A 510-nucleotide genomic window follows, 5' to 3' on the forward strand; every position below is an offset into this window, starting at 1 on the left:
GGCGATCTCTTGCAAACCTCAGCTTCAAACGGAACGGTGAGTTGCTCCTCGAGGTAGTAGTACCACGCCATCGACCGCTCTTCTGAACCGTAAGCGTCGACGACGATTTCCATCGTGATTCGCTCTTCACGATCTGGATCGGACTTGGGTCTGGGCATGCTTATCGTGTGAATGGCGAAGCAATCAGAGATCGACGACCTTGCGCAGTAGCGCGAAGGAGACACGCCAATGACCTTCGTTCTCTTCGTTCGGGTCGCACTCAATGGAGGCGGTCTTCTGGTTGATGCGCACGATGGTGCCGATGCGCTCGCGCAGGTGCTGGTCGGTGAAGCTGACGGTGTCGCCGACCCGGAAGTCCGCACGCTGCGCCCGGGGCGGTGGTGGCGGTGAAGCGTGCGGCGGTTGCTGCGCGGCGCTAGTGGGCTCGGCGAGCACGGCGGCGTAAGGCAGGATCCAGTGGCGGCCGCTGGTGGTGTCCTGGACCACCGCTTGGGTCTGACGCAGTTCGAG

1 protein-coding gene and 1 pseudogene are annotated in these 510 nt (G+C 62.2%); both read right to left on the reverse strand.

Annotated elements, in window-relative coordinates:
• Window positions 1–158: calcium-binding protein (locus KHO41_RS41115; protein ID WP_244874289.1), on the reverse strand; the 158-nt coding region annotated here is incomplete at its 3' end.
• Between the two features lie 25 nt (window positions 159–183).
• Window positions 184–510 (reverse strand): annotated as a pseudogene (locus tag KHO41_RS41120) (hypothetical protein); the annotation flags it as partial.

The organism is Cupriavidus numazuensis, assembly GCF_905397435.1.
Taxonomy (GTDB): domain Bacteria; phylum Pseudomonadota; class Gammaproteobacteria; order Burkholderiales; family Burkholderiaceae; genus Cupriavidus; species Cupriavidus numazuensis.